We start from the raw sequence: 18,731 nt of genomic DNA, 5'->3' as shown, positions 1-18,731 counted from the left end.
GCCAATTCAACGTTACTAGCCTGAGGTCCCGCTGACTACAGCCCCTACAACAGAGGATGGCAAGGCTAACTGGTCTTCGCTGTTTTTACGAGGGAGCTTTATCCCCTTGTTGTTTGTCAATGTCGACTGGCCGCTTCGCAACATCGAGCGGCCAGCCAACTACCAACGCCCAACGTCCGGGAAGGCAACGGCCTGTCGGGAAGGTCTAGCTCCAGCCCCGCATGTCCATACGGTGTACCTTGTGGTGTGCGCGTCCATGGGCTGCATCTTGCCGTTACCGGCCACGGCCGTTTATGAGCCGAACTACGAAGCCGGGGCCAAGTCGACGCGGTAAAAGATCTGGCTGACCGACGAGCCTGCGTTTGGGCTAGCCGGCCTTTGGAGGGATCGGCCGGATGACATTTACTCGTTCACCATGCTGACGGTGAAAGCCGACAAGCGTTCCTGCGGCTGCTGCCGGGCGATCAAATGGTTGCTGAGCCGCAAATTGACCGCAAGCCCAACGCATCGATGGATGTTCTCATAACCAAGGCAGCGTTCTTTGTGTACGTGATGACTCGTATTGTCTGGGACTTCGCCCTCATCTCGCGGGCAAAGCGCAGGTCGAGTTCCTTCGGCGTGGCTAGAGGTTGCTCTTCCTTTGGACCAATACCGGTGAGCTTCCGGAGCGCGGCAACAAGCGTCCGAGTTTTTCCTGAGCCTGCTCCAGCGAATAGGAAGAAGCTCCTTGGAGGTGCACTGGTCACATATCCAACAATCTCGTCAACGACGCCGGCGTCGCGGTCATTAAGGCTTGCGAGCTGGTCGGCCATCAGAGCGTCTCCTTTTTCAGAGGCGCGAGTTCCTTGTCAAGCCAAGCAAGTGCTTCACCGATGTAGGCGGGACATGCCACCTCTTCCTCCTCACTGATTTGCTCGAACATGGTGGCAGCGAATTCTCCCTTATTGAATCCGTCTCGCAACAGGGCATGCAGCTCGACGCAGAGCTCGTTAGGTTCTGGCCTTTTCTGGACAGCCTCAACGACTGCCGCTAGCGGACCGCGGAGCTTCTCCGGAGGCGCTTCGCCAAGGGCAGACCCCTTGGCTTGGGCGTCGCCCAGCCTCCTGAACCATTCGATATTGGAAAGCACAAGAGAGTCTTCGAACGAACTGGGCCAGGGACCGTCCTTGGGGACTGGAGTCTGCCAAGCGAAGCGGACACGGCCGCCGTTGCCATTGGTCCAGGTATGTTCCTTCTCCGCCGGGACCGCTAGAAGGTGAAGCTGCTTTTCCTTTGGATGCCACGAATTCAATGTATCGTTACCGCATTCCAGCTTCGTTGGGTCATCGATCGCCGTGGCCTTCCGAACGGTTCTACCCCCGTCAGTCTTCTCAACGCGGACCGGGTCGATGTCAGTAATTACCACGGTCGGGATACCCAGCCTCTCTACGAGCGGGCGCAGTCGATGTGCATGCCGGCCGCCGATGTCTAGGAAGGAGATGTAGCGGCGATCAAGCTCGGGAAAATCGCGCTCGATGAACAGCGGGACGAGCATCCGTTCTGCAGCGCCCTCCACAAAGATGGCAGCGTCAGCGAAAAGCAGGTCCGTATGCTGCACGCGAAAGTACCGCTCGGCAAACATGCGCGTCTTCTTGTCTGTCTTGAACGCGGTGGCGAGGTTAATGACGTCAGAGCATGGCAAATCCCCCGGCTTGGACGGAACCGTCCGCCGGACATATCGCAGGCGGTCGAAGTTTTCAGCATGAGCTAAGTGGCTGGCGTGCGTGCTGACGATCAGTTGGCTGCTCAGATGCATGTACTCCTGCTCAGCAGGAGTAATCAGATCCATCGCTCGCTGGGTGAAGATTCGCTGTACTTGAACGTGTAAGTGTGCCTCAGGTTCCTCCACCATGACCAAGTGAACTGCCGCGGGACTTCCCTCCTTGGGATTCAAGCGAGAATCGCGAAACGACACCAGTTGGTAGCTCAGCGATTGGAGATTTTGATAGCCCAGACCAATCGAATACTCTGGAAGGAAGACGTCTGCTAGCGTGTCATCGAGGCGGTACTGAACGGCCGTGCTGTGATCGAGCAGGTCGCCGGTTTGGATGCGCGTGCGAAAGTGAATTTCTTGAGGATCATGAAGCGTGGGGTAGCCCAGCTTTTTCACGTGCTCAATAGACGGTGTCAAAGCCGTCTTGATTCGTGCATCCAGCTCAAGTTGAGCCTGGGCAATTGCTCCAACAAGGTCGGGATGATGGCCCTGGCTTGAAGTCGCCACATTGAGGTGCTGCCTAGCGTACTTCAGCAATTGAGTTGAGAACATGCCAACGCGATGGGTACCAGATGCCGAACGCGACTCGGCCTCTTCGGTTCCTAGGCCTCGCTGGGCTGCAACAAAGTCAACTCGGATTACCTTGGCTAGCTTAGTGAAGTCGATAGCTTTAGCCTTCTCAGGCAATGCCTGCGGCAGCTCTGGCGGCTTCTTCGCCAATGGCCCAAGCGTTGGGTCCAACTTGTGTAAGCGCTAAATTCAGCACACCTTGTTGAGTCGAACCGTTTCCCGTTAACGTATGCAAGACGGGAACGTTACCGGGTAACCATGACGAGGGGAGTGCAGGATGGCGCAGACGACAGCTCAGCGGCAGGCGGCCTATCGGGCAAGGCGCGCGACGGCGGGCAAGAACGGCAACGGAGAACGTCGGCTGGACATGTGGGTAAGTAGCGAAGCGGATCTCGCGCTCGCGCGGCTGGCACGCCGTTACGCGGTAACGAAGCGAGAGGTGCTGGAGCGGCTGATCGCGCGAGCCGACGACGCCATCGTGCGCCGGCTCGATCCGGATTCGGAGCAGTGGGATCTCTATTTCAAGGCGAGCCGGTAGGCTCGCCAGTTACCGGGTAACGGGCGAGTGCTCCCATTTGGCCGATCGGCGCCTCGGGTGCGGTCGGTCGTCGTTCAGGCGGCAGACGCTGCGACGAAGCTGAACGGCAGCAGGTCGATGACGTCCGCGTCCGGGGCGCGCTGCGGCAATTCGGTTAGTACGTGCAGCAGATAGGCGTACGGCTCAACGCCGCAGGCCCGGCACGTGAGCATCAGGCTATAGACCATCGCGCTGGCCTTCGCGCCGGCGACCGTGTCGCTGAACAGCCAGGACCTTCTCTTATGAAAGTGCTTCCATAAGAGAAGCTATCGCTACTTTAAAATTATGGAAGGTACGTCATGGCCCAGTCTCATAGACATCTCAGGATCGACGTCGCCGCCATTCGCTCGCTGGACGACGACATCGATTTGGAGGCGTGAGCTGCAGCACACCCAGCTGCGAACAATCCATAATCATAGAGTCTGCAGAAAGCGAAGGACGTCATCCTTGGGCCGATATCGAAGCGGCTTGCGTGACGGCGCCTGCAGAGCCTTCAATGCTCGTTCCTTCATTTGTAGGTCGGCCTCAACATAACGATGTGTTGTGACGGGGCTTTCGTGCCCCAGCCACAGCGCGATGACGGTAATGTCAACTCCGGATTGCAGCATATGCATGGCAACCGAATGGCGGATAGTGTGCGGAGAAACTCGACGATGCGCAAGTTCCGGAAACTGTTGCGATGCCCGATGAACTGCGAGCTTTAACCGTTCGGTGAAGCCGATGCGCGTGAGCGAAGCGCCGGATCGGCCAGGAAACAATGACTCCTCAGGCGCGCGTGGATATTGCCGCAGCCAGCGTCTGAGCTCTTTGGCGGTATCGGGCCACAGCGGGACTGAGCGATCCTTGCGCCCTTTACCGTGGATACGCACCCACGATGTGGACCCTAGCACGAGATCGGAGACGCGCATTTCGGTGAGTTCCGAAACGCGGGCGCCCGTGTTGTAGAGCGTTTCCAACATGACGTGATCGCGCTGTCCGGTCCATGTGTCGGTATCAGGAGCGGCGAGGATGGCCTCGATATGCTCGCGCGACAGAAATCCGATGAGTGGCTGCTCAAACCGCTTCGTGGGGATTGCCCGTACAGCCTGTGTCAATGCGAGGGCTGACGGTTCCTCGAATGAAACGTACTCCATGAAGGACCGGATGGCGGCGAACCTCGCGTTCCGACTGCGGATGGAATTGTGCCGGCCATGTTCGAGATACCCGAGGAAATCGAGGATGAACGGGGCATTCAGGTCTTCGATCGCGATATCGCTGGGGCGTTTGTGCAAGTGCTGATGGGCAAAGGCCAGCAGCAGCCGGAAGCTGTCACGGTAGGCCTCCACCGTGCGAGGGCTTGCGTGCCGCTGCTGAACGAGACGTTGCGTAAAGAACTTCTGCAGCAGGACTGGAAACGACTGCACAGCTGACTTGCTCATGGCGAACCTCCACGGCAGCGCACAAAGCGGCGGGCTGCGATTGCTAGCAGCTCGGGCGTGGCTGTCTCATACCAATACGTGTCCGTGACCTTGGCGTGCCCAAGATAAGTCGACAGGGAAAGAATGCTACGGTCGACGTCCAGCCCGCGGGCGTACCAGTCCTGCAATCGGTGGCAGACGAACGAATGTCGAAGATCATGTAGCCGGGGAGCAGGATGGTCGCCGCGAGCGTGCCACTTCAAGGCCGCGCGAAGTACCTTGAAGGCGTACTCGACGCTTCTGGTAGAAGCGGGTCGACCGTAGTCGAACACAAAGAATGCGCTGGTGTTGCCAGCGAAGGGATCGTGGTCGCGCTTCCTGACATAGCGCCGCAGAGCTTCAGCCGTAGTGAGGTGTATCGGCACCCAGCGCGATTTGCCATGCTTGGCGCATCGGATATGGAGCAGTCGTTGCTCAAGATCGACGTCCAAACGGGTCAAGCCCGTCGCTTCCGAAATGCGAAGGCCTGTAGCTGCGATTAATCCAAAGATCGTCTTGCAGCTCGCACCACGAAGGCCGCCGGGCGGATATAGGTCATCGCAGGCGGCTAGCAGATCCAAAACCTCTTCGTCTGTGAAAATATGCGGCGTCAGCCGACGATGGGAATCTCCGAAGAGCCATCGCGGCGGAATCTCGGCCGCGGGATCGAACTGCCGGCAGTAAGCGGCAAAGGGCCGGAGTACCTCGATCCGGCGTGCAGCCGTCAGCTGCCGCCCACTGCTGGTGGCCCACTGAACGGCAAGTTGGACCGTCAGCGTGCCATGGTGGCCGGCCTGTTCCGCAAAGCGTGCAAGCTGTCTGAGCTGCGCGCCTTCTGCTTTAAGCGCAAAGCCGGCCCGACGACGAACCGCTAGGTAATCGTCGATCCAGGTTGAGAAGGAGGTGTGAGTGCTCATGAGCGCCTCCCTGGCCATGGGAGAGCCACGCGCCGGAGCGAGGGAAGATCGACCTTTGCGTATATCGTCGTCGTGTCGAGGCTACGGTGGCGTAGCATGTCGGCGATCTCTTTGAATGGAGCCCCACCTTGTGCCATCCGACATGCCATGGTGTGCCGGAAAATATGCGTGCCGCGCACACGCTGCTGCAGACCGCAGCGTTCGGCCGCATAGCGAATCGCGTTCCGAACGATGTCCGGACCGGCCGCAGCATTGAGTGGCGGTCGATGGCGAACGAAGACCTCTCGCCGTGTGGTCTGGGGACGTCCGCACTGAAGATACTTTGCGATCGCCCGGCCGGTCAACCGTGGAAGAGGTACGACATCAACCCGATTGCCCTTGCCGTGAATCCTCAACATTCCACCCCGCCAATCGATGTCATCCAGGCGCAGCTGTGCTACTTCCGTGCGTCGCAGGCCCAGGTCCAACAGACAGCGCATGATTGCGTAGTCGCGTAGACCAGTAGCACTGTCGCGATCGAATGCGTTGAGCAACTGCCTGATCTCCGCCGGCGAGAGCATCTCAGGCAGCCTGGCGAGACGCCACACGGCGACCCGCGGCAGTGCCGCGATGAGAGCCGTGGTTGGGATTCCGCTACTGGCCTTAAACAAGAAGTAGCTGCGCAGTGAGATGCCGAGGCTCTTGACCGCGCAGGGTACAAGGCCGCTCGTTCGGCGCATGACAAAATGAACTACATTAGCCGGAGTGAGCTTCGAAATGCGCACTGCGCTCTTGCCGAATCGATCGACAAGAAATTCCAGTACGTGCCGCCGCCGAATGGTGCACGTACTATCGGAAAGTCCTCGAACTTCAACCAAGTGATGATTAAATTCGTCCAGTTCCTTTGTGATTGCTTGGGGAATGCCTGGCGTCTGTCGTGATGTCGTTTGGCCGAGCATGGCAAAAAAGTGCTTCAGTGCCGCATGGACGTCAGCTCTCGTGCGACGGCATCGTGGAGCGCATCGGCAATGAGGCAGATGCCCGTCGAGAAACCGGTTGATCACCGCCTCGTCCATCTCGCGAAGAACGACGCCTCGCAGCGAGTTCCAGTGAACGAAGTGGGCAACACTCCTGAAATAACACTCCACAGTCTCCCGAGCATAACCACGCTCGGTCAGGTAGTGAACGTACGCATCTGCGTGCGCTCCCAACGCAGCCTTGGCAAACCACCTCTCGCTGAGCAGATGGCCAGGTTTGATACGCGAGTATGTGGGCATGGCAACTCTCCTCGAAAACACGAACAGCACGAGGAAAGTACTGCAAATTATGGAAGGTTGCTCAGTTCCCCACGGAGCTAGCGGAACCTGGAAATGGCTGCTGTTTTCTATCGTCAGCGGCGCTGAGCTTCCATAATTTCAAAGTAGCGATAGCTTCTCGCGGTTGCAAACGGCCTAACGTCTCGTTCGATGACGTTGTTGTCCACGGGCGCACGCCCATCGACAACATAGCGGCTCAAGTATTCCCACTGATTCCGCGTGTAGACGATCGCCTTGCCCAGCAGGCTCTCTGGCAACACCCGCGGGGCCTGCTCGTCCAGCCACGCCTTGAACGCCGTCAGGAGCGGTACGCTATGCTGCTGGCGCAGCCGATACGTGTAGTCAGCGCGCGATTGTCCTTCGGGCAACTCAGCCTTGGCGAGCGCCTCGACCTGGTAGAGGGCCTTGAAGTATTCGAGCGCCTGCGCGGCGTGCCCGCCAAGCTTCTTCTGCCCCTTGAGCGCATCGACAAACGCGCGTCTCGCATGCGCCAGGCAGCCGAAGTGGGTCACGCCCTCAAGCGTGCGCCACGCGCTGTAGCCGTCGGTCATCAGCATGCCCTCGTAGCCGGCGAGAAACGCCTGCGGGTACTCCTGTCCGCGCCCTGGCTGGTAATCGAACAGCACCACGGGTTCCCCGCAGTCCTCCGCGCTGCGGTAGACCCACATATATGATTTGCTTTGCGCGGCCTTGCCTTCCTCCTTGAGCACCTGCACCGTTGTCTCGTCCGCATGGATCAGTGGCTGCGATAGCAGCGTGCGGCGCAGCGCCTCATACAGCCGGCTGTAATGCAGCTCGGCAGGCCGGATGATCCAGTTGGCCAGCGTGCCACGGCCAACTTCAATGCCGGCGCGCCCGAGCGCATCTTCCATGCGATACAGCGGCGTGCCGTCAACGTACTTGCCGATGGTCACTGTCGCCAGCATTGCCGGGCTTGCGTTGCTGCCCGGCAGTGGTTGCGCTGGCATCGGCGCGGTCACCACCGGCGTGCGTTCGGCATTGCGCTCGCAGTGCCGACACGCGTATTTGAAGCGGACGTGCTGCAGTACGGAGACCTTTGCTTCGATGTGCAACTGCTCGCTGACTTCCTCGCCCAAGCGGTGCATCGAGCCCTGGCAGCACGGGCAGATCTTCTGGTCTTCGGTCAGGTCATACTCGATGCGCTGGCGCGGCAACTCCGCCGGCAGCGGCTTGCGGCCACGTTTGCGGCCTGCGGGCTTATCGGGCTCTGGCAGCCCCGTGTCCGGCGGGGCGAGCGCTTCGTCCTCATCGTCGTTGGCCGGCGCCGCAGCGGCCATTTGTTCGGCTTCGTCGAACACGCGGTCCTTGATCTTCTCGCTGCTTGGCGCGAAGCGTTTGGATTGGGGGGCGCCATGCGCCCGTGATATGTTCGGCGGTCGGTACGCATCGCGCCATCCCCCAGTCGGGGCAGGCCGGCGGCTATCACCGCGTTGCCAGTCCAAACTGTCGCTGGATCTCCGCCAGCAGGCCAACTGCTGCAGCGGCAGTGGACGACCGAGGCCCCGGTGGAAGCGGAGTTGCTCGACGACGGGTTATTTCCGCGCTACCGGATCAATTCGGCGGTGCTTGGCCTGCTCCTTGCATAACTCGTTGATATAGAACCGTTTTCTTGCTGAAACCGTGTCAATCAGCACCGAAAGCACGGTCACCCCTGTAGCGGGGGTTTCGCGGGTCACAGACTTTGACGTGGCGCGTTGCCGCACCAGCGGATTCGGTCTCGCCGCGGTTCTGTCGAAGTAAGCCAGCGAGGACGAAGAACCCGGCGGGTTGATTGGGCTTATGTTGCCAGGGAATAGAACTGCTCTGCAGCGGACAGACTGCTCCCTTCGGCGCATTGCATTTGGCCCTTGGCAATCATGTGGATGAGCTCGATACCGTCCAGCAGGCGATGGGAGCTTCTCGTTCGGCGTTGACGTCGTTCAGGGCCCCCAATCGCCCCTGACCAAGATGGGGCTGCAGCGGTTCGGCAGCGCCGCCCAAGGCGACCCTATCCATCGGGCAGCTGATCATCTGGGCAAGATGCTGCGCACACTCTTCTTGTGCGATTTTTTCAGCAACGCCGAGTTTCGTCGGGAGTTGCGCACGCTACTCAACCGAGGGGAGTCGGTGCACCAGCTTCAGCGTGCCATTTACTCGAGCAAGGTACACCATAATCGCGGGCGCCGTCAGGACGAAATGATCGCGATTTCCGGATCGCTGACGCTGCTGACGAACCTGGTGATTGCCTGGAACACCCAGCGTATGCAAACGACGGCCGATGCTTGGCGCCACAAAGGGCAACGGATTGAAGATGACTGGCTGCGCCGCATGGGGCCCGCGCATTTCGCGCATGTGAATTTCCGGGGCATCATGAGCTTTCCGATCGACCTGTATCAAGACAGCGTGCTCGAGGTGGCACCGAAGCGTCGTGCGGTGTAGCAAGAATCGAGATCTTCCCCGATATGCGGGTGCCGGGCTGAACCAAGCCCGCGTCGATCAAGCCCGCGCGGATGCCGAGCGCGATGCCCTACGCTCCGCGGTACAGCAACAAGTGGACGAGCTAGCCAAGGTCACCGGACGGTTCGACGCCCAGCAGCAATCGCTGGCGGACTATCGGACACAGCTCGGCGTGGCTGGTCCGGCAGCTTGAATGCGTAAGGTTTTGCACGAAAAGGACGGCACTTGCGAAAACGGCGGATTCTCAACCCATTGATTCAAAACGAAAATTTGAAGAAAACCGTAAGATTTTGCACGAAAAGGACGACTACCCCATCTCGACAGCGGTGCCTACAGCGACGTAATCTGGAAAGCCTTGCGGCAAGCGGCTTTCCAGCTTCCAAGCGCCAGATTTCGCACCAAAAGTACGATGACTCCATGAAAGTCTCGACAGCAAGCTGAACTGACAGGGCCTCCTCCCCGCCACCAAGTCACGCGCGGCTTGCACGAACCAGCCTCGGCTCCATTCAAGACTCAACTTTATGTAAGGAAAACATGCCTCGTACCCCGAAATACATCTCCGAACTGGCCGCAACCCTGCGTGAAGCCCGCATGCCCAAGCCTGCGATTCGCCTGGGAGAACTGACGCTCAACGTCTCCCCTGCGAAAGGGCCAAGTGGGTCACGACCAGCAGGATGGCAATTGCTTCGGGGCGTCCACGAGTACAACGTCACCATCGGCGGTACAGAGCTTCCGCTCAGCATTCAGCTGTACCTCAACCCTCTCAATCACTACCGACTTTTTGCGTTCTCGACAACAGGCATGCTGTTCAGCCTGAACTTTACAACCACAGTCGATGCCGGCGGTATCGTCTCGCTGTCTCAGCGCATAAAGTTCTCTGAAGGACGCACCAGTGATCCGAACGCGGCACTCAATATCAGGCAGGCAAAGGCGAGACTCTTTGCTGACGTCCTCTTGCGCTGCGGCATACCCGTCACGGACAACCTCGAAGTTGAGTTCGGCACCTTTTGTAGTCGCCGCCGGGTATTTCTCGACACCACACCCGAGCAGTTCCTGGGAAGCTTTATTTCCGTTGCCCTCCTGAAAGGCCATTTCCAAGGTAACAAGGGGTATCAATTCGCTTGTATGCCTCGGTTCGACAACTCGTTTACCTGGCGTTGGAACTCGACAGAGTCGGTGCGCTCGAAGCTGGTGCCCAACAAGAAGGGCCTCCTGGGAGAACGTGCCATTCCCTTGGGGCTTCGCTTTCAAGTCCTCGAGCGCGATGATGGAAGATGTTGTAGCTGCGGCAGGTCTCCCACGAACGGAGTCACGCTCCACGTTGACCACATCGTGCCGTTTTCCACAGGCGGGCTGACCATCCTCTCGAACCTTCAAACGCTCTGCAACGAATGCAACTTGGGCAAAGGAAATCGCTCCAGAAAGCGTTTTCTTGCATAGAGAGTGGGCCCAATTCGGACCTGACACAACTCCCATTCTTCAAGAAGCCGTGCATTCTCACTGACCTCACAACGAAGGCGTCCCGGATACCGCTGTACTGATACCCTCACTGCTCAAAAGGCAGTGGGATTTTTTCAATGGTTGGGACTGGATGCAGGATCGGCTGCGCCGATCCTGCATCCAGGGCGAAGCCCTGCCGCTTGGACTCCGTGATAAGGTCGAACAGGCAGACCCTGCGCCAGGACATATAGAGGGCCGGCCGGGATTCGAAAATATGTGAGGCGTCACATATTTGCGAATCCCGGCCACCCCTCACTATTGGCTTCGAGCACAGCGCTGACGTTGCCAGGCGTGCCTCGCACCGTGTGCACCAGCCCGCTTTCGGCATCGACGCCGATATGAGCTTTCATGCCGAAATACCACTGGTTTCCTTTCTTGCTCTGGTGCATCTCCGGGTCGCGTTCGCCCGCGGCATTCTTGGTCGAGCTCGGTGCGCTGATCAGGGTCGCGTCCACCACCGTGCCCGCGCGTAGCATCAGGCCCTTGTCGCGAAGGATGTCGTTGACCAGCGCGAGGATCTGAGCAGCCAGCTTGTGCTTCTCCAGCAAATGACGGAACCGCAAGATGGTGCTCTCGCCGGGAAGTCGCACCGTCCAGTTGTCCAACCCGGCGAACTCCCGATACAGCGGCACGTCATGCAGCGCTTCTTCCATCGCCGGGTCCGACAGGCCGAACCATTGCTGAAGGAAGTGGATGCGCAGCATTGCCTCGACCGCAAACGGAGGACGGCCGCGCTTGCCTTCCGGGGCGTACGGAGCGATCAGCATCACCAGATCGGCCCACGGCACCACACGGTTCATCTCGTCCAGGAATTCGCGCTTACGGGTGCGCTTGGTCGACAAGTTCAGTCCAAGGTCAGTTTGCTTCATGCGCTACATGCTCGCTGGCTCGACGATTCATTGCAAGCACATCCGCCGGCTAATTGTGCAGAGCATCCCTAGCAGTGATGGCCGTGCTCCTATCAAGGGAAATGGTGGCAACCATGCCACGATGAGTGGTGAAACCTATTTGATCTCAGGAAGTCAGGCAGGCCGACAGAGTCCATCAAGCGTGGTGAACGTGCCCAGCAATATATATCGAATAGAACTTAATCGATTCGACATGGCTGGGCACCGACGAATTCTAACGCTCTATACTACCATCGGCGACACAATAGCCCCCCAATCGTTCGCGAATCGTAGAAGTCCAGTGTCAGCATGGCAGTTAATATATTCGAATGAGGGCGTTGTGCCAATTGCGAATACCTCGTGCCAGGTTACAACGGAGCGGGCTGCGCCGTACTTTCTCCGCATCGCAAGCGCATGCTGGAAGATGTCCAGATGACTCTTGTGGCTGGCAGCCCAATCTTCTAGATGAGCCAGCGACAGAAAGTACCCGTGCTTAGATGTTTCCATCAGCTCGTTGCCTTGCCGATCAAGGTTAACAAGCGATCTTAGAGACACACATCCGGTGCCTTCTGAATTATCTTGAAGATATTTCACCCCGGAGTCCAGCTTCGGCTGAAGGTTGGTCACATAATCGTCAAGTTGATCATCTTTCGCGTTTTGCCAAAACTGGCCTGTTCTTATGCTGACGAGGTTAGTGGGAACATCAATGCGGACGCGTTGACCCGGCCCTCCCTTGAAACTTGCCGCAGGCGCAATGTTTCCGTAAGGGGAACTCAATGGATCAATCGCCGAGATCGCTATACGGTCTCGCATTGCTCCAAAATATCCAGCGGTAAACATCGGCTCCAGCCGGCTATTTTTCGTACACGCAATACCTGCACGGTATATTGATTCGGAAAAAATCGTCTCAAAGCGTTCCACAGGGACGATTAGGGTCTCCCGCCAGTAACCCACCCCCTCGCTTGCGCGATTAGAATGGGAAAACCAGGCATTGAATGGATCGTGACACTTCCAGAGCGAGTAGCGGGTCAGGTCAGTCCAGTACCCTACAACTACGGAATTGACAGCCCCGCGCTCATCGATGCCGCGCATTTCCTCAAACGAATCCGGCCCCCATTCGCGTTCGAATGCATCGCGCACGCGCGAGAAGAAGTCTTGTTCGCCCTGCATGTCTTTCACATCCCTTTGCAGGGCGAGGTAGTCCGAGACGACTGTCACCACCGGTGCGTCCCACTGGACTTGGAATTTTGGTGCCGCGGGCTTGAAGTCTCCGGGCCGCCGGGCCGGGATCGAACGGGGATATTCAATACGCACACTCATTGCTCAACCTCAATCGCGGGAAAGTTTGTGTGGAGACGGGCTACCGTCGATTGCTGCGATTCATTCACAAGCAGGCGAAAGACATCTGGACGCGCATAGTGCCCGACCACATCGTAGTCGAAACATGCGCGAGGAATTTCTGCAAGGTCGATCTCGGCCACAAGCACGCCCTCCCCCTCGAAATTCGGGCCTGCCAATACATTACCAAGAGGATCGACAATGCAGCTGCCACCGACCGAAACGACGGCATCGAGCGGCTGATCTTGAAACGCCGGATAGTCGGCCGGGTAGTCCGAACGACGGGCGAATTGATTGCTAGATAGCACATAGCATCGACCTTCAAGCGCAATATGACGCATCGTCGGCAACCAGGTATCGCGTCCATCTGCGGTCGGCACGCAGTAAATTTCGACGCCTTTGGCGTACATAGCCGTCCGGAATAGCGGCATATAGTTCTCCCAGCAGATAGCAGCACCGATCTTCCCGATGCCCGTGTCGAACACCGGCATGGTGGATCCGTCACCTCGACCCCACACGAGGCGCTCCGACCCTGTCGGACCAAGTTTACGGTGCTTACCAAGGAACGCACCATCCGGCCCGAAAAACAGCGCGGTGCAGTACAGTGTTCCGCCATCGCGTTCGATCACCCCGATAACTAGATGTACTGCATATTTGCGCGCAATGCTTGATAGCCTATCCACAACTGGACCAGGTACGTCTACGGAACTGTCCCAATAGCGCCGATACCAATCACGACCATCCTTGCCCCGATAGCCGACTGTCGTATCAAAGCTCATGCCACGAGGATACGCCGAGAGGAATGCCTCCGGAAAGAGGACCAACTTTGCATTACGATCGCTTGCTTCTCGCGTCAGACACTCGACCCTCTCAACACTGGCATCAAGATCAAACGAAACAGGTGCTGCTTGGACGACAGCGACGTTGAATTTTCTAGACATGAAAGAATCCTCAGTTGGGATAGCCACGGCTTTCGATTTGGGTGACCGGAACGGGAACATCAGGCACTTCCTGTTCGGGCTGTTCCCTCAGGAACAACGCTCCAATGACAAATGTCAGCGCTGCAAATACCACTGGGTACCAAAGTCCGAAGTAGATGTCACCAGTCGCAGTGACCATTGCAAATGCCATTGCGGGAAAGAAACCGCCGAATATGCCATTGCCTACGTGATATGGAAATGAGAGAGCGGTGTATCTCACACGCGCCGGGAACATCTCCACGAGAGCGGCTGCCAGTGGGGCATAGACCATAGCAAAGTAGGCGCACAGGACTACCAACAGCAAGATCACCATTGGGCGGTTCACCTGCGCCGGATCAGCACGGTGCGCATAGCCAGCTCGCTCCAGGGCTCCGTGCATAGCCGCACCATCAAAGCCGACAATTGATGTAGTGCCAATCGTCACGGTAGGTCGCTCCGCAGCAGATTCAACATTCGTATACGGGACGCCCGATTTAGCCAACATTGCTTTGATCTTGTCGCACTCGGTCGTTGGGGGATTCTTCCCGAGCAGGTCGATCTGGAAACTGCAAGTCGACGCTGCGGCGTACACCGTGACTGGATGGTTCTGCGTCGCCGCTTCTAGCCCTGGATTTGCGTAATGGGTGATGCCCCGGAAAATAGGAAACAGTGTCAGGGAGGCGAGCAGACAACCCGTGAGGATGACTTTCTTCCGTCCAATTTTGTCCGACACCGCGGCCGCGATCCACATCATGGGCAAAACGAGCACCAGCGACGTCACATTCAGGAAGCTTGCCGTGCCAATGTCAAGACGAAGTGTCTCCATCATGAAGAAGAACGAATAGGTTTGCCCAGTGTAGAGGACAGTCGTGACTCCCATGACGAGACCAAACAGCGCGATCAGCATCGCCTTTACATTGGCCCAACTGCCGAAAGTTTCCTTGATGGGACGCTTCGAAGTCTTGCCTTCTGCCTTCATCCGTTCATACACGGGCGACTCATGCAGGACCGTCCGAATGTAGATCGAGACTGCCAGCATCAGCGCCGAAAGAAGGAACGGGATACGCCATGCCCACTCTTCGAATTCATCGCCGAAATACGACCTGCATGCAAACACAACAGCAAGCGCGAGAATCGTACCGCCAGCGCCGGTCATCTGGATCCAGCTGGTATTGCGCCCCTTCTTACCTGGACTAGCATGTTCCGCAACATAGATCGCCGCACCGCCGTACTCACCACCGAGGCCAAGCCCCTGCAAAACACGAAGGGCCAATAAGAGTATTGGCGCCCAGATGCCCGCCTGCGCGTAGGTCGGCAACAGGCCTACGCAGAACGTGGCGCCACCCATCAAAATGATGGTCATCAGGAAGGTGTACTTGCGTCCCACGAGGTCACCAAGTCGACCGAACAGCAATGCTCCGAGCGGGCGAACAGCAAAGCCCACTCCGAATGCAATAAGGGCAAACAGGTAAGCGCTCGACGGCGACAGTGGTGCGAAGAACTGCTTGGAAAAGACCGACGCAACCGCGCCGTAAAGGAAAAAGTCGTACCACTCGAACAACGTGCCGAGTGTTGATCCGACGATGACGAGTCGTTCGTGCTTCTTGGTTTGATTGGATAAGTCTGGTCTGTGGTTCACGTTCCCTCCTCAATGGATCACTCACAATTGCGATCCGAGTAAGCGGATGCTAGGAGGCGGGAACAGCTCCGTCAAAACAAACCAGAAAAAATGTCTAGGTAATTGCCTAAGTTATTGTTTTACATAGATATTTTGTGTACTACGACGGCATACGAAACTCGCATCCTTCATGCCCAGTTAGCAGGCATCTCCTCGCATACGGCCATCGCTACCGCTCTTTTGCAGCACAACCTGAAAGCAGTCTGATCACGCGGCTCCGTGCGTGTCACTGTTGACCTCTCTCGATATCATCCACAATCCATCGAACAGCGCGGCTTGAAAAGCAGCGAATTCCGCACTTTCGATACATAGTGCAAAGTGCTCACGACGGGAGGAAATGTAGGCCACTTTGTCGTCGTAGATATATGAAGTCATGCCGAGGTCAAGCCCCGTCGGCGCATACCGCAATTCACGGCGCTCCGCGCGTGAAGCCGGCCAAATCGCCGCGGTTTCTCGACTCTCGGATCGGATTACGCGCAACCGGATTTCCGCTTTCGTGCGAGCTGCAATGTAGCGGTTCATGACATCTAGTCCTGGTGTCTCCATCAACTCCGCCATGGCCAAAATGCCGCGCAACTCTCCGCTTCGGCATGAAAGCGTGTCGTACAGCACTTCCGTAATGCCTTCTAGCCCTTCAAAGTATCGAACACGCGGTTTATGTCCGGCTTGGTGATGGAGCATTCGTAGCTGCGGGACAATGTCAGCCGCTATTTGTCGTTGCTGCTCGATTCGGCGCAAGATTACGAACGGATCTTGAGCTTGAACAAACACCTTGCTCTTTCGCTCAATGCGGGAAATTAGGCCCTCAGAGACTAAACGCTGCATGACCTCGTAGGCATTGGTGCGCGCAATACCCGCGTGGTGAGATACATCTGCTATCGTGGCCTCACCTAACTCTAGGGCTGCCAGATAAAATCGAGCGCGATTTCCCTCGATGCCAAGTTGCGCTAGGGCGCGCTCCAGTTCGGATTCCACCATACTTTGCTCACTTTTAAAGGGGGACTGCCACCGGCCGCCGTCCCATACACGCTTTGCTGGTCCAAGGGCTTCACAACTCCAGCGTGCATTGCATTGTTCTTCCGTTGACCAGCACAAAGCAGCTTGCATTGCGCCCCGTTAGCCTTAGGAAGGCCGCCGCGCACGCTGCTGTCGAATAACGTCGCACTACTCGAAGAGAGTCCTCGTGCTTTGCATGCGCAATCTGCCGGTGGCCGCTCTGGATGCGGCTTGCCATAAGGCTTTTGGGTCACGAAGGATCCTTTCGATCAGTACCGCCGCGATTTCGCACGTAAAGTACGAATTCCCTCCGAGAATGACCGGCGAATACGAGTAATCTTAAGCATCGTCCGTTCTCCATGCCGCAAGTCCGTTAGGGCCCTGATCAAGAAAGGGAGTCCGCTATCACAAAGAAAGCCACTCCGAAATAGGCCGGAACAGCCTGCGCGCACTTCTATCCAACCCGGTAAAACTCCACGCTCTGCCCCGCATTGACCGCCCGCCGCAGCCAGTCGGGCATGTCGCCCTGCCCGTCCCAACTCTGCCCCGCGGCGTTGCGGTAGCAGACCACGGGCGGTGGCGCGGGTGCGGGTGGCGGTGGGGGCGGTGGCGGAGGAGGCGGCGGATCGAAGCACCCCGCCGCTGCCAGCTCCTCCATGGTCAGCCCGTAGTCGGCCATCTCCGCCTGGATCCAGCGGATCGCCGCCGCCCGCTCATTGATTTCTGTCATTGGTGCTGTCGTTGCTGTCGTCACTGCTGTCGCTGCCGTCATCCGGGTTCAAGGCGGCGGCTGGCGCGCCCTGCTTGTCGTCTTGCTGTTCGTCCAGCTGTTGGTCCTGTTTTGCGCCTGGCGCCGCCTGCCCGGTCGGCGCCGGGCTCCCGGCCTTGCGCCGCCGCCCACCACCCTCTCGCTCGGGCGGCCCCATCCGCAATTCTGCCAGCAGCTGGCGCGCCAGCGCCGCTTCGGCCTCGGCCCGTTCGGCCCGGCGCTGCGCCGCGCCCAACTCTGCCTGCACCGCGTCCAGGTCGTGCGCCGCTTTGCGCTGCGCCTGCTCGGCGCCGGCGAGCCGATCGGCGAGCGCGGCGGCCTGCGCTTCAAGCCGGGCGCGGACCTCGGCCTGCGCCACCGCCGCGTCGCGGGCCTCGCTACGCGCCGCCACCAGTTCGCCGCGCAACGCTTCGGCCGTGCGCTCGCTCTGCTGGCGCGCGGTGCGCTCCGCGTCCAGTTCGCGTAAGGCGCGCCGCTCGCTGGCCTCGGCCCGTTCCTGGGCGAGGGTCACCTGCTCCCGGGCACGCTCGAGCTCGGTCGAGAATTGGGTGCGCAACTCCGCCAGTTGCCGCCCGGCGGCGTCCAGCTCCGCCCGCCCCGCTTCCAACTTGGCCTGGGTCGCGGCGTGGACCTGCCGCTCCGCCGCCAGCGCCGCCTGCACCGCGTCGTGCGCCGCGCGCGCTTCGGCCAGCTGCGCCGCGAGGGCCGCCGCCTCCTCCCGCGCGCCCGCGGTCTCGGTCCGCGCCGCGTCGCGCTCGGCCTCGGCGACGCTCACAGCATGGCGGGCCTCGGCGCGCAGCGTGGCCAGCTCGCCGGTGGCGGCCTCGTTGGCGGCCTGCCAGATGGTCTGCACCGCCCCGGCCGCGATGTCCTTCAACGCCTCCGGCAAGTCGGGATGGTCGATGGTTACGCGGGTGCGCCCGCGCAGTTCCTGCCAGAACCCCTGCAGCACCTCGGCGGGCGTGCCCATGCTGCCCTTGCGCACCAGGCTGTAGAGCTTGTTGGCGGTGGGCGTGACGCCGTAGCGGAAGAACAGCAGGCCGCAGACCTCGCGGTACAGCGCGCGGGTCTCGGGAAAGCGGCTGCGCAGCTCGGCCAGGTCGGTTTGCAGCGCGGCGTCGGTCAGATCCAGGTCGGCAGCGGCCATGGGGATTAAAGACAGAAAAGTTATGATAAATATTACACCGTAATACGTAGCAAAGCCAATTCTAGGCCGCATACTTTAGACATAACTGCGCTTATTTCAATAATTTGGTGTTAGGACTATTTTTCAAATGCCGAGATCTAGGCCAGTTCAAATCGGCGCAAGGACCTGTAGTTATCGTCGACGATGGCTTGATTGGCTATTCTGCTGACAAGCTTGGGATCTCTGCGCGCTACCTTACCGATGATTTTCCGTTCCTTTGGCGAATGCATGCGAGAATATCCGATTCTCGGCGGACCTCGGAGAACGAATAACCCTAAAGAAATAAAAGGCAACGTCCAACGTTAATTGCGCAGTAAACGGTATAAGTAATATATCAGCGATTAATGGTAGCGCACCACCCACTTCACTTGGATTTTCATGGGATGACTACCGTGCAAGCTTCAATAGTTTTC

13 protein-coding genes and 5 pseudogenes are annotated in these 18,731 nt (G+C 58.6%); 3 read left to right on the top strand and 15 right to left on the bottom strand.

Annotated elements, in window-relative coordinates; translation table 11 throughout:
• Window positions 1–464 precede the first annotated feature (464 nt).
• Window positions 465–812, bottom strand: coding sequence for an AAA family ATPase (locus tag ABNX08_RS23750; RefSeq protein ID WP_022535008.1), 348 nt, complete (start codon window positions 810–812; stop codon window positions 465–467).
• Complete coding sequence (locus tag ABNX08_RS23745; protein WP_349606111.1) at window positions 812–2,473, bottom strand: TOPRIM nucleotidyl transferase/hydrolase domain-containing protein; 1,662 nt, start codon at window positions 2,471–2,473, stop codon at window positions 812–814. Before ABNX08_RS23745 ends, ABNX08_RS23750 begins: the two co-directional genes overlap by 1 nt.
• A 127-nt stretch (window positions 2,474–2,600) precedes the next feature.
• On the opposite strand from ABNX08_RS23745, the gene ABNX08_RS23740 reads away from it, so the two are divergent.
• Complete coding sequence (locus tag ABNX08_RS23740; RefSeq protein WP_022535006.1) at window positions 2,601–2,861, top strand: hypothetical protein; 261 nt, start codon at window positions 2,601–2,603, stop codon at window positions 2,859–2,861.
• Window positions 2,862–2,935: 74 nt separating this feature from the next.
• Here the strand turns inward: ABNX08_RS23740 and ABNX08_RS23735 are convergent.
• From ABNX08_RS23735 to ABNX08_RS23710, 6 genes and pseudogenes are all read right to left on the bottom strand, one after another.
• Window positions 2,936–3,139, bottom strand: a pseudogene (locus ABNX08_RS23735) (transposase domain-containing protein); the annotation flags it as partial.
• A 174-nt stretch (window positions 3,140–3,313) separates the two neighbouring features.
• Complete coding sequence (locus tag ABNX08_RS23730; protein ID WP_349606109.1) at window positions 3,314–4,318, bottom strand: tyrosine-type recombinase/integrase; 1,005 nt, start codon at window positions 4,316–4,318, stop codon at window positions 3,314–3,316.
• Complete coding sequence (locus tag ABNX08_RS23725; RefSeq protein ID WP_349606108.1) at window positions 4,315–5,253, bottom strand: tyrosine-type recombinase/integrase; 939 nt, start codon at window positions 5,251–5,253, stop codon at window positions 4,315–4,317. The genes ABNX08_RS23730 and ABNX08_RS23725 overlap by 4 nt, the downstream gene beginning before the upstream one ends.
• Entirely contained in the window at window positions 5,250–6,509 is a 1,260-nt protein-coding gene (locus ABNX08_RS23720; RefSeq protein WP_349606106.1) for a site-specific integrase, read from the bottom strand. Before ABNX08_RS23720 ends, ABNX08_RS23725 begins: the two co-directional genes overlap by 4 nt.
• 152 nt (window positions 6,510–6,661) lie before the next feature.
• A pseudogene (locus ABNX08_RS23715) lies at window positions 6,662–7,912 on the bottom strand (IS66 family transposase); the annotation flags it as partial.
• Window positions 7,913–8,346: 434 nt separating this feature from the next.
• A pseudogene (locus tag ABNX08_RS23710) lies at window positions 8,347–8,454 on the bottom strand (IS6 family transposase); the annotation flags it as partial.
• Between the two features lie 62 nt (window positions 8,455–8,516).
• Here ABNX08_RS23710 and ABNX08_RS23705 point away from each other — a divergent pair.
• Both ABNX08_RS23705 and ABNX08_RS23700 read left to right on the top strand, forming a co-directional pair.
• Window positions 8,517–8,987 (top strand): annotated as a pseudogene (locus tag ABNX08_RS23705) (Tn3 family transposase); the annotation flags it as partial.
• A 552-nt stretch (window positions 8,988–9,539) separates the two neighbouring features.
• Window positions 9,540–10,445 (top strand): HNH endonuclease, encoded by a 906-nt coding sequence (locus ABNX08_RS23700; protein WP_022535003.1) that lies wholly within the window; start codon window positions 9,540–9,542, stop codon window positions 10,443–10,445.
• Between the two features lie 314 nt (window positions 10,446–10,759).
• Here the strand turns inward: ABNX08_RS23700 and ABNX08_RS23695 are convergent.
• The 7 genes and pseudogenes from ABNX08_RS23695 to ABNX08_RS23665 all read right to left on the bottom strand — a co-directional run.
• Window positions 10,760–11,374 (bottom strand): annotated as a pseudogene (locus ABNX08_RS23695) (IS5 family transposase); the annotation flags it as partial.
• Between the two features lie 261 nt (window positions 11,375–11,635).
• Entirely contained in the window at window positions 11,636–12,712 is a 1,077-nt protein-coding gene (locus tag ABNX08_RS23690; protein ID WP_022535001.1) for a phenylacetaldoxime dehydratase family protein, read from the bottom strand.
• Window positions 12,709–13,671, bottom strand: coding sequence for a nitrilase-related carbon-nitrogen hydrolase (locus tag ABNX08_RS23685; protein WP_349606105.1), 963 nt, complete (start codon window positions 13,669–13,671; stop codon window positions 12,709–12,711). The genes ABNX08_RS23690 and ABNX08_RS23685 overlap by 4 nt, the downstream gene beginning before the upstream one ends.
• 10 nt (window positions 13,672–13,681) lie before the next feature.
• Entirely contained in the window at window positions 13,682–15,328 is a 1,647-nt protein-coding gene (locus ABNX08_RS23680) for an MFS transporter (RefSeq protein WP_022534999.1), read from the bottom strand.
• Between the two features lie 246 nt (window positions 15,329–15,574).
• Window positions 15,575–16,345, bottom strand: coding sequence for a TrmB family transcriptional regulator (locus ABNX08_RS23675; RefSeq protein ID WP_022534998.1), 771 nt, complete (start codon window positions 16,343–16,345; stop codon window positions 15,575–15,577).
• 472 nt (window positions 16,346–16,817) lie between these two features.
• On the bottom strand, window positions 16,818–17,093 hold the full coding sequence (locus tag ABNX08_RS23670) for an H-NS family nucleoid-associated regulatory protein (protein ID WP_022534997.1): 276 nt from the start codon (window positions 17,091–17,093) through the stop codon (window positions 16,818–16,820).
• Window positions 17,077–18,279, bottom strand: a complete 1,203-nt coding sequence (locus ABNX08_RS23665; RefSeq protein ID WP_022534996.1) for a DNA-binding protein — start codon at window positions 18,277–18,279, stop codon at window positions 17,077–17,079. Before ABNX08_RS23665 ends, ABNX08_RS23670 begins: the two co-directional genes overlap by 17 nt.
• Between the last annotated feature and the right edge of the window lie 452 nt (window positions 18,280–18,731).

Origin of the sequence: Cupriavidus sp. DF5525 (genome assembly GCF_040149425.2) — a bacterium.
Lineage (GTDB): Bacteria > Pseudomonadota > Gammaproteobacteria > Burkholderiales > Burkholderiaceae > Cupriavidus > Cupriavidus pickettii_A.
Note: the sequence above shows the minus strand (reverse complement) of the source record. Positions and strands in the feature narration are given on the sequence as shown.

Bases quoted from the DNA above. Each gene is read 5' to 3' on its own strand.
- ABNX08_RS23740 (WP_022535006.1), top strand. From the start codon at position 2,601: ATGGCGCAGACGACAGCTCAGCGGCAGGCGGCCTATCGGGCAAGGCGC.
- ABNX08_RS23685 (WP_349606105.1), bottom strand. From the start codon at position 13,671: ATGTCTAGAAAATTCAACGTCGCTGTCGTCCAAGCAGCACCTGTTTCG.
- ABNX08_RS23670 (WP_022534997.1), bottom strand. From the start codon at position 17,093: ATGACAGAAATCAATGAGCGGGCGGCGGCGATCCGCTGGATCCAGGCG.
- ABNX08_RS23720 (WP_349606106.1), bottom strand. From the start codon at position 6,509: ATGCCCACATACTCGCGTATCAAACCTGGCCATCTGCTCAGCGAGAGG.
- ABNX08_RS23730 (WP_349606109.1), bottom strand. From the start codon at position 4,318: ATGAGCAAGTCAGCTGTGCAGTCGTTTCCAGTCCTGCTGCAGAAGTTC.
- ABNX08_RS23700 (WP_022535003.1), top strand. From the start codon at position 9,540: ATGCCTCGTACCCCGAAATACATCTCCGAACTGGCCGCAACCCTGCGT.
- ABNX08_RS23690 (WP_022535001.1), bottom strand. From the start codon at position 12,712: ATGAGTGTGCGTATTGAATATCCCCGTTCGATCCCGGCCCGGCGGCCC.
- ABNX08_RS23665 (WP_022534996.1), bottom strand. From the start codon at position 18,279: ATGGCCGCTGCCGACCTGGATCTGACCGACGCCGCGCTGCAAACCGAC.
- ABNX08_RS23750 (WP_022535008.1), bottom strand. From the start codon at position 812: ATGGCCGACCAGCTCGCAAGCCTTAATGACCGCGACGCCGGCGTCGTT.
- ABNX08_RS23725 (WP_349606108.1), bottom strand. From the start codon at position 5,253: ATGAGCACTCACACCTCCTTCTCAACCTGGATCGACGATTACCTAGCG.
- ABNX08_RS23675 (WP_022534998.1), bottom strand. From the start codon at position 16,345: ATGGTGGAATCCGAACTGGAGCGCGCCCTAGCGCAACTTGGCATCGAG.